Here is an 8,236-nt window from a genome sequence, read left to right as displayed (position 1 = left end):
GGCCGGCCGCGCGCCCACCTTCGGCGCGGCGCCGGCGAGGGCCGCCGCCTCCGGGTCGATGGTCTCGTCGGCGGCCGGGGCCGCCTTCGGCGCGCCCTTCGGGGCGATCTCGCCCCGGGCGATGGCGCCCCGCCGGGCCAGCACCCGCTTGTTGTGGGCGCTGATCCGCGGGTCCTGGTTCTTCAGCAGGACCAGCAGCGGGGTGGCCAGCAGGATCGAGGTCAGGAACGCGACGGCCATACCGACGAAGAGCACCAGGCCGAGGTCCTTGAGCGTGCCGGCGCCGAGCAGGCCGGCCCCGATGAAGAGCAGGCCACCGACCGGCAGCAGGGCGACCACGGAGGTGTTCAGCGACCGCATGAGGCTCTGGTTGAGCGCCAGGTTGGCCGCCTCGCCGTAGGTCATGTTGTTGTTCGCCGTGATGCCGCGGGTGTTCTCCTGGACCTTGTCGAAGACCACCACCACGTCATAGAGCGCGAAGCCCAGGATGGTGAGGAAACCGATGATGGTCGACGGGGTGACCTCGAAGCCCACCAGCGAGTAGATGCCGGCGGTGAGGACCAGGTTGGTGAACAGCGAGGCGATCGCGGCGGCCGCCATCCGCCACTCGAAGCGCAGGATCAGGTAGATCGCCACCACCGCGACGAAGATCAGCAGACCGAGCAGCGCCCGGGAGGTGACCTGGCTGCCCCAGGCCTCGGAGACCTGGCTGCCGCTGATCTGGTCCGGCTGGATGCCGAACTCCTGGGCCATCTTGGTCTTGACCGCGTTGGCCTGGTCGGCGCTGAGCTGCGTGGTGCGCAGCTCGTAGTACTGACCGCTGGTGCTGCCGACCTTCTGCGCGGTGACCACCTTGGCGCCGCCGCCCTCGGTGCCGAGCGCGGCGTTGACCTTGTCCTCGGCCTGCGCCATCGTGCCGACGCTGGCCGGCACCTGGAACGAGTTGCCGCCGGCGAACTCGATGCCGAGGCTGAAACCCCGGATGGCGAAGCTGAGCACGGCGATCAGCACCAGTACACCGGCGACGGTGAACCACAGCTTGCGCTTGCCCACGATGTTGAGATCGGCCTCGCCCCGGTAGAGCCGGGCGGCCAAGCCAGTCTTAGCCATCTCAGGCCTCCTTGACGCGCGGGTTGCGGGCGGTGGCCGGCTCGGCCGACCGGGCCGGCAGGGCCCGGCCGAGACCGCTGACCCGCGGGGACAGGAACGCCCGGGTCCGGGCGAACATCGTCATGATCGGGTGACGGAAGAGGAAGACGACGACCAGGTCGAGGACGGTCGCCAGGCCGAGCGCGAAGGCGAAGCCCTTCACCGCGCCGACCGAGACGATGTAGAGCACCACGGCGGACATCAGGGTGATCGCGTTCGCCGAGATGATCGTCCGGCGGGCCCGGACCCACGCCCGCGGCACCGCGCTGCGTGGACTGCGTCCCTCCCGGATCTCGTCCTTGAGCCGCTCGAAGTAGATGACGAACGAGTCCGCCGCCACACCGAGCGAAACGATCATGCCAGCGATGCCGGCGAGGGTGAGGGTGAAGCCGATCGACCGGCCGAGCACCACCAGCGCGCCGAAGACCAGCAGGCCGGAGAGCACCAGGCTGAGGAAGATGACCGAACCGAGCAGCCGGTAGTAGAAGAACGAGTAGATGATGACCAGCAGCATGCCGATGCCGGCCGCGAGCAGGCCCGCCTGGAGGTGGCTGGAGCCCAGCGTCGCGGTGACGTTCTGCTGCTCCTGCGGCACGAAGGTGACCGGCAGCGCGCCGTAGCGGAGCTGGCTGGCCAGCGCGTTCGCGCTCTTGTTGTTGAAGCTGCCGGTGATCTGCGAGTCGCCGGTCAGCACACCCTGGATCTCCGGCGAGGAGACGATCTTGTTGTCCAGGACCACCGCCACGCGGCACTTGCCGTCCTGGCCGAGCGCGGTCTGGTCGCAGGCCTGGCCCTCGTTGGTGAACGCCTCGCGGGTCAGCGCGGTCCACTTCTCCTGGCCCTTGCCGGTGAACTTGAGGCTCACAACCCACTGGCTGGTCTGGTCGAGCACCGCGTTGGCGTCGCTGACATCGGTGCCGAGCACCTTCGCCACGTCGAGCAGGTACTTGGCGCCGGACTCGCAGGACACCGCCCGCTGCTTCTCGTCCTTGATCGACGCCGCCGGCCGCGTGTCGAGCTGGGCGCAGCTGATCGTCGGCACGTTGAACTGCATGTCGACCGGCAGCACCGCGATCTCCTGTGGGGAGAGGGTGCTGAACGGCTTGAGCTTCTCGGCCAGCGACGGGTCGGTGGTGACGTCGGCCGGGGACTTCAGCCCGGAGGCGGCGGCCCAGGCGGCCGGGCCGACCTTCTGCTCGATGGCCTTGCGCTGCTGCTCGATGCTCTGCGGCACCGGCTCGGCGCTGGCGCTCGGAGACGGGGCGGCGGCGCTGGCCGAGGCCGACGGGGTCGGCGCGGCGGCGCTGGCGCTCGGCGTCGGGGCCATGCCGCCCTGCCCGCCCGTGCTCGGGGAGGCGGTCGCCTTCGCCCCGGTGCTGGCCTTCGGCGAGGCGCTGCCGGAGGGCTTCGGCGTCACGCTGCCGGACGGGGCCGGGGTGGCGCTGGCGCTCGGGCTCGGCGCCGGGGCGGCGGCCGCGCCGCTGCCGTCGGTGGCCTTGAGGACCTTGCGGAAGCGCAGCTCGGCGGGGTTGCCGACATTGGTCAGGTCCCGGTTCTCACCGGGCAGGGAGATGACGATGTTCCGGTTGCCCTCGGTGACCACCTCGGCCTCGGCCACGCCGTACGCGTTGACCCGGCTCTCGATGATCTGGCGCGCCTCCTCGAGGTTGGCGGCCGTCGGGGGCTTGCCGTCCAGGCTGTTGGTGGCCTCGAGCGTCAGCCGGGTGCCGCCGATCAGGTCCAGGCCGAGCCGGGGCTCCAGCCGGTCCTTCCAGCCACCGCTGGCGCCGCCCGAGAAGAACACCAAGAGATAGAGGACGACGAAGATGAGCCCGAGCACGGCGAGCTGCCGTCCGGGGCGCATCTGTCCCTGAGGTGGTGCCACGGCTGTCTTGTCTCCCTGTACGGTCGCGCCGCTGCGCAGCGGCGACGAAGTCGGGCCGGGGGTGTCCGCCCGACTGCTCTGGCGGGTCGACGTCACCGGCCGACACGCCTCCCGGAGCGCGACGCGGCGGCGCCGCGCGGGAGGTACGCGTGTCGGCGTCGGACGCCGACCCAACTATCCACTTGTATCGGTGAATCCGCTGCCCCGTCCAGGGCGCGCGGTCACTCCTTGACCGGCTCGGCTTCCTCGGTGATCGTCTCGGCCTCCGGCTGCTCGGCCCGGGTGACCACCCGCGCGATGGCCGGGCGGGCGTACCGGGTCTGCACGCCCGGAGCCACCTCGAGCAGGACGGTGTCATCCTCGACGCCCACGACCGTGCCGTAGAGCCCGCCGATGGTGACCACCTCGTCGCCCGGGCCAAGCGCGGACTGCATCTGCTCGGCCTCGCGGCGGCGCTTCTGCTGGGGGCGGATCATCATGAAGTACATGACGCCGAAGAGCAGAGCGATCATGAGGATCGGCGTCAGACCGCCGGCTCCCCCGCCACTCGCTGCTGCGTAAAGCACGGTTGTCGACCTTCCCATTGGCCCCCGCCCGACCCCGAGGGGCGCCGGAGCGGAGGCGGATTCTCACGTCCTGTACAGACCGCGGCGAAGTCTAATCCCTGCTCCTGGGAACACCGAATGCGGCACAGATCACGTTCGGATCACGGCTGATCGGTCTGCACCGAGAACAGATCGGGCGCGGGAGGGGCATCCGTGCCAAATGTACCATTCGGTGGCGTACGCCCCAGGTGGTGCCAGGCAGCCTCCGTCGCGACCCGCCCCCGCGGCGTACGGGCCAACAGGCCGGCGCGCACCAGGAAGGGCTCGCAGACCTCCTCCACCGTGTCCGGCTGCTCCCCCACCGCGACCGCCAGGGTGGAGAGCCCGACCGGGCCACCCCGGAACGAGTCGACCAGCGCGGTGAGCACCGCCCGGTCCAGCCGGTCCAGCCCGAGGGCGTCGACGTCGTACACGGTGAGGGCGGCCCGGGCGGTCTCCAGGTTGACCACCCCGTCGGCCCGGACCTCGGCGAAGTCGCGCACCCGGCGCAGCAGCCGGTTGGCGATCCGCGGGGTGCCCCGGGACCGGCCGGCGATCTCCGTCGCGCCGTCGTCGGTGGTCGGCACGCCGAGGATCCGGGCCGAGCGCTTCAGCAGCGCCTCCAGGTCGGCCGGGGCATAGAAGTCGAGGTGGGCGACGAAGCCGAACCGGTCCCGCATCGGGCCGGTGAGCAGGCCGGACCGGGTGGTCGCGCCGACCAGGGTGAACGGCTCGACGTCGAGCGGGATGGCGGTGGCGCCCGGCCCCTTGCCGACCACCACGTCGACCCGGAAGTCCTCCATCGCGCTGTAGAGCAGCTCCTCGGCCGGCTTGGCGATCCGATGGATCTCGTCGATGAACAGGACGTCGCCCTCGGTGAGGCTGGTCAGGATGGCGGCCAGGTCGCCGGAGCGCTCGATGGCCGGGCCGCTGGTCACCCGGATCCCCGAACCCAGCTCGGCGGCGACGATGTTGGCGAGGGTGGTCTTACCCAAGCCTGGCGGCCCCGACAGGAGAATGTGGTCGGGCGGGGAACCGCGCCGCAGCGCGCCCTGGAGCAGCAGGTCGAGCTGGTCGCGGACCCGGTGCTGGGCGATGAACTCCTCCAGGCGCTTCGGCCGGACGCTGGCCTCCGCGTCCCGTTCCGCGTCGCTGACGTACGCCGAGACGAGGTTGTCGCCCGTCATCGGGTCCGGCCCAGGAGGCGGATGGCCTGCTTGAGCAGGACCGGCACGGGCGGGACCTCGCCGTCGACGGTCTCCGCGACCGCGGCCACCGCCTGCTCGGCCTGGCCGGCCGTCCAGCCCAGCCCGACCAGGGCCTGGCGCACCTGCTCGGGCCAGGCGCCGGCGGTGACCCCGGCGGCACCGTCCGCGCCGATCGGCACCGGGCCGATCCGGTCGCGCAGTTCGAGGACGAGGCGCTCGGCGCCCTTCTTGCCGATGCCGGGCACCCGGGTCAGGGCGGCGGTGTCGGCGTTGGCGATGGCCTTGCGGACCGCGTCGGGGGTGTGCACGGCGAGCACCGCCTGGGCCAGCCGTGGGCCCACCCCGCTGGCGGTCTGGAGCAGCTCGAACAGCTGCTTGGCGTCGTCGTCGGCGAAGCCGTAGAGGGTGAGCGAGTCCTCCCGGACCACCAGGCTGGTGGCCAGCCGGGCGGGCTGGCCGACCCGCAACTCGGCGAGGGTGCCGGGGGCGCACTGCACCGCCAGGCCGATGCCGCCCACCTCCACCACCGCGTGGTCCGGACCGGTCGCGGTCACCGTGCCGCGCACGCTGGCGATCATCGCGTTCCTCCTCGTCGTGCCCGCTCGGCCGCCAGGGCCAGCTTGGACCGGGTGCCGCCGCGCCAGATGTGGCAGATGGCCAGCGCCAGGGCGTCGGCGGCGTCGGCGGGCCGGGGCGGCTCGGGCAGCCGCAGCAGCCGGGTGACCATCGTGGTCATCTGCGCCTTGTCCGCCTGGCCGGATCCGGTCACCGCCGCCTTGACCTCGCTCGGCGTGTAGGTCTGCACGGGCAGCCCGGCGCGCGCCCCGGCGAGCACGGCGATCCCGCTGGCCTGGGCGGTGCCCATCACGGTGCGGACGTTGTGCTGGGTGAACACCCGCTCCACGGCGACCGCGTCCGGCCGGTGCTCGGCGACCAGGTCGGTGAGCGAGCGGTCCAGGTGCAGCAGGCGCAGCGGCAGCTCGTCGGCCGGGTCGGTGTAGACGACGTAGTAGGCGACCAGCGTGCAGGGCCGCCCCGGCACGCCCTCGACCACGCCGACCCCGCACCGGGTCAGTCCCGGGTCGACGCCGAGCACGCGCACGCCGCCTCCTCCCCCAGCCGCCAGCAGTACGTGTGTTCGACACCCTACTGGTCACCGGTGACGCCCGCCCGATCGGACACGCCGGGGCACGCGGGAGGGGGCAACTGCCACACACTGAAGCGGTCGAGTATGTGTCGTCGCCCCATGTGCCGCCGGCCACACAACTCGTAGCTTTGTGCGCCATGACGGTAGAACCCGTGGCGGTCCCCCACGTCGTACGCGTCGACCTCTCCGGTCGTAGCGCCCTGGTGACCGGTGGTGGCAGCGGCATCGGCCGGGCCTGTGCCCTGCGCCTGGCGGCGGCCGGCGCGGCGGTGCTGGTGGTGGACCGGAACGTGGAGGCGGCCAAGGCGGTGGCCGCCGAGGCGGGCGGCCGGGCCGAGGGGATCGACCTGGCCGACCGGGCCGCGGTGGACCGGCTCGACGTCGATGTGGACATCATCATCAACAACGCCGGCCTCCAGCACGTCGCCCCCCTCCAGGACTTCCCGCCGGACCGCTTCGAGTACATCCAGCGGGTGATGGTGGAGGCGCCGTTCCTGCTCATCCGGCGCGCGCTGCCGCACATGTACGCCAACGGCTGGGGCCGGATCGTCAACATCTCCTCGGTGCACGGGCTGCGCGCCTCGCCGTACAAGTCGGCGTACGTCTCGGCGAAGCACGGCCTGGAGGGCCTGTCGAAGGTGGTCGCGCTGGAGGGCGCCGCGCACGGGGTGACCGCCAACTGCATCAACCCGGCGTACGTGCGGACCGCGCTGGTGGAGAGCCAGATCGCCGACCAGGCGGCCAGTCACGGCATCGGCGAGGACGAGGTGGTCGAGAAGATCATGCTGGCCCGGGCGGCGATCAAGCGGCTGATCGAGCCGGAGGAGGTGGCCGAGCTGGTGGCGTACCTGTGCTCGCCGCCGGCCGCGTTCATCACCGGCGCCTCGATCGCCCTCGACGGGGGCTGGACGGCCAACTAGTGGCCACGCGCACAATGTCGCTCATGTCGTCACCGGTCGAGTTCCTGGAACTGCTCGCCCGGGAGGCCGCCGCGGTCGAGTTCGAGGGACCGCTGGTGGCCGCCCGGGCCGCCGGCCTGCCCGCCGAGCGGCTGGCCGAGCTGGAGCAGGCGAAGGTGGTGGCGCTGCGGGTCCGCGCGCTGCTGGAGCGCCGACGCCGCCGCGAGATCGAACTCTCCGGCCTGTACGACACGGCCAGCGACCTGGCCGGGCTGCGCGACCTGGACGACGTGCTGCGGGCGATCGTGCACCGGGCGCGCATCCTGCTGGGCACCGACGTGGCGTACATGACGCTGAACGACGACGAGCGCGGTGACACGTACATGCGGGTCACCGACGGCTCGATCTCGGCCCGGTTCCAGCGGCTGCGGCTGGAGATGGGTGACGGCCTCGGCGGCCTGGTGGCCCAGACCGGCACCCCGTACGTCACCTCCAACTATCAGGAGGACGAGCGGTTCCGGCACACCGGGGAGATCGACGGCGGGGTGGGCGAGGAGGGCCTGGTGGCCATCCTCGGCGTGCCGCTGCGGCTCGGCTCCAGCGTGATCGGCGTGCTGTACGCGGCCAACCGCTCCGCCCGGCCGTTCGCCCGGGAGGAGGTGTCGCTGCTGGTCTCCCTGGCCGCGCACGCGGCGGTGGCGATCGACACCGCCCGGCTGCTGGCGGAGACCCGCTCGGCGCTGGCGGAGCTTTCGGCGGCGAACAGCACCATCCGGGCGCACAGCAGCTCGGTGGAGCGGGCCGCGGCCGCCCACGACCGGATGACCGCGGTGGTGGTGCGCGGCGGCGGGATGGAGGACGTGGCCGCGGCGGTCACCGACGTGCTCGGCGGCGCGCTGCTGGCGCTGGATCCGGAGGGCCGGCGGTTGGCCCGGGTGGGCGAGATCGAGGAGCCGGACCGGGCGGACCTGGTGGAGGCGGTGGCCGCGTCGCGCACCGAGGGGCGCAGCGTCCGCCGGGGCCCGCTCTGGTACGCCGCGGTGGTGGCCGGCGCGGAGAACCTGGGCGCGCTGGTGCTGCGGCCGGACGGCGAGCTGGTCGACGCCGACCAGCGGATCCTGGAGCGGGCCGCGCTGGTCACCGCGTTGCTGCTGCTGTTCCGGCGGACCGTGGCGGAGGCGGAGGGCCGGGTCCGGGGCGAGCTGCTGGACGACCTGATCGCCCGGCCGCTGCGGGACACCGACGCGCTGCGCAGCCGGGCCCGGCGGCTCGGGGTGGACCTGGACCGGCTCGGCCGCGGTCCGGGAGGCCGCCGAGGCGGAGGGGCTGGACAAGGTCTTCACCGATGCCGGCGCCGAGTGGCG

General features: G+C 72.6%; 8 protein-coding genes. 2 read left to right on the top strand and 6 right to left on the bottom strand.

The features are described 5' to 3' along the window. The 6 genes from secF to ruvC form a co-directional block, all read right to left on the bottom strand. On the bottom strand, window positions 1-1,110 hold a 1,110-nt coding region (gene secF / locus ACWEVO_RS22155; RefSeq protein ID WP_452309434.1), incomplete at its 3' end, for a protein translocase subunit SecF. A 1-nt stretch (window position 1,111) separates the two neighbouring features. Further along, complete coding sequence (gene secD, locus ACWEVO_RS22150; protein WP_452309433.1) at window positions 1,112-3,034, bottom strand: protein translocase subunit SecD; 1,923 nt, start codon at window positions 3,032-3,034, stop codon at window positions 1,112-1,114. Between the two features lie 221 nt (window positions 3,035-3,255). Beyond that, window positions 3,256-3,600 (bottom strand): preprotein translocase subunit YajC, encoded by a 345-nt coding sequence (yajC, locus tag ACWEVO_RS22145; RefSeq protein WP_452309432.1) that lies wholly within the window; start codon window positions 3,598-3,600, stop codon window positions 3,256-3,258. A gap of 140 nt (window positions 3,601-3,740) precedes the next feature. After that, window positions 3,741-4,805 (bottom strand): Holliday junction branch migration DNA helicase RuvB, encoded by a 1,065-nt coding sequence (gene ruvB, locus ACWEVO_RS22140; RefSeq protein WP_452309431.1) that lies wholly within the window; start codon window positions 4,803-4,805, stop codon window positions 3,741-3,743. Next, window positions 4,802-5,404 carry a Holliday junction branch migration protein RuvA gene (gene ruvA / locus ACWEVO_RS22135; protein WP_452309430.1) on the bottom strand — a complete coding sequence of 201 codons (603 nt, stop codon included), beginning with the start codon at window positions 5,402-5,404 and terminating at the stop codon, window positions 4,802-4,804. Before ruvA ends, ruvB begins: the two co-directional genes overlap by 4 nt. Further along, window positions 5,401-5,928: a crossover junction endodeoxyribonuclease RuvC gene (gene ruvC / locus ACWEVO_RS22130; RefSeq protein WP_452309429.1), complete on the bottom strand. Its 528-nt coding sequence runs from the start codon at window positions 5,926-5,928 to the stop codon at window positions 5,401-5,403. Before ruvC ends, ruvA begins: the two co-directional genes overlap by 4 nt. Window positions 5,929-6,110: 182 nt before the next feature. Here ruvC and ACWEVO_RS22125 point away from each other — a divergent pair, with 182 nt between their 5' ends. Both ACWEVO_RS22125 and ACWEVO_RS22120 read left to right on the top strand, forming a co-directional pair. Continuing rightward, window positions 6,111-6,893 (top strand): 3-hydroxybutyrate dehydrogenase, encoded by a 783-nt coding sequence (locus ACWEVO_RS22125; protein WP_452309428.1) that lies wholly within the window; start codon window positions 6,111-6,113, stop codon window positions 6,891-6,893. A 14-nt stretch (window positions 6,894-6,907) separates the two neighbouring features. Then, the coding region (locus ACWEVO_RS22120; protein WP_452309435.1) for a GAF domain-containing protein at window positions 6,908-8,236 on the top strand (1,329 nt) is incomplete at its 3' end.

The sequence above is a fragment of the Micromonospora sp. NPDC003776 genome, assembly GCF_053605645.1.
The sequence above is the reverse complement of the archived record's forward strand: the minus strand, read 5'-3'. Positions and strand labels throughout refer to the sequence as shown.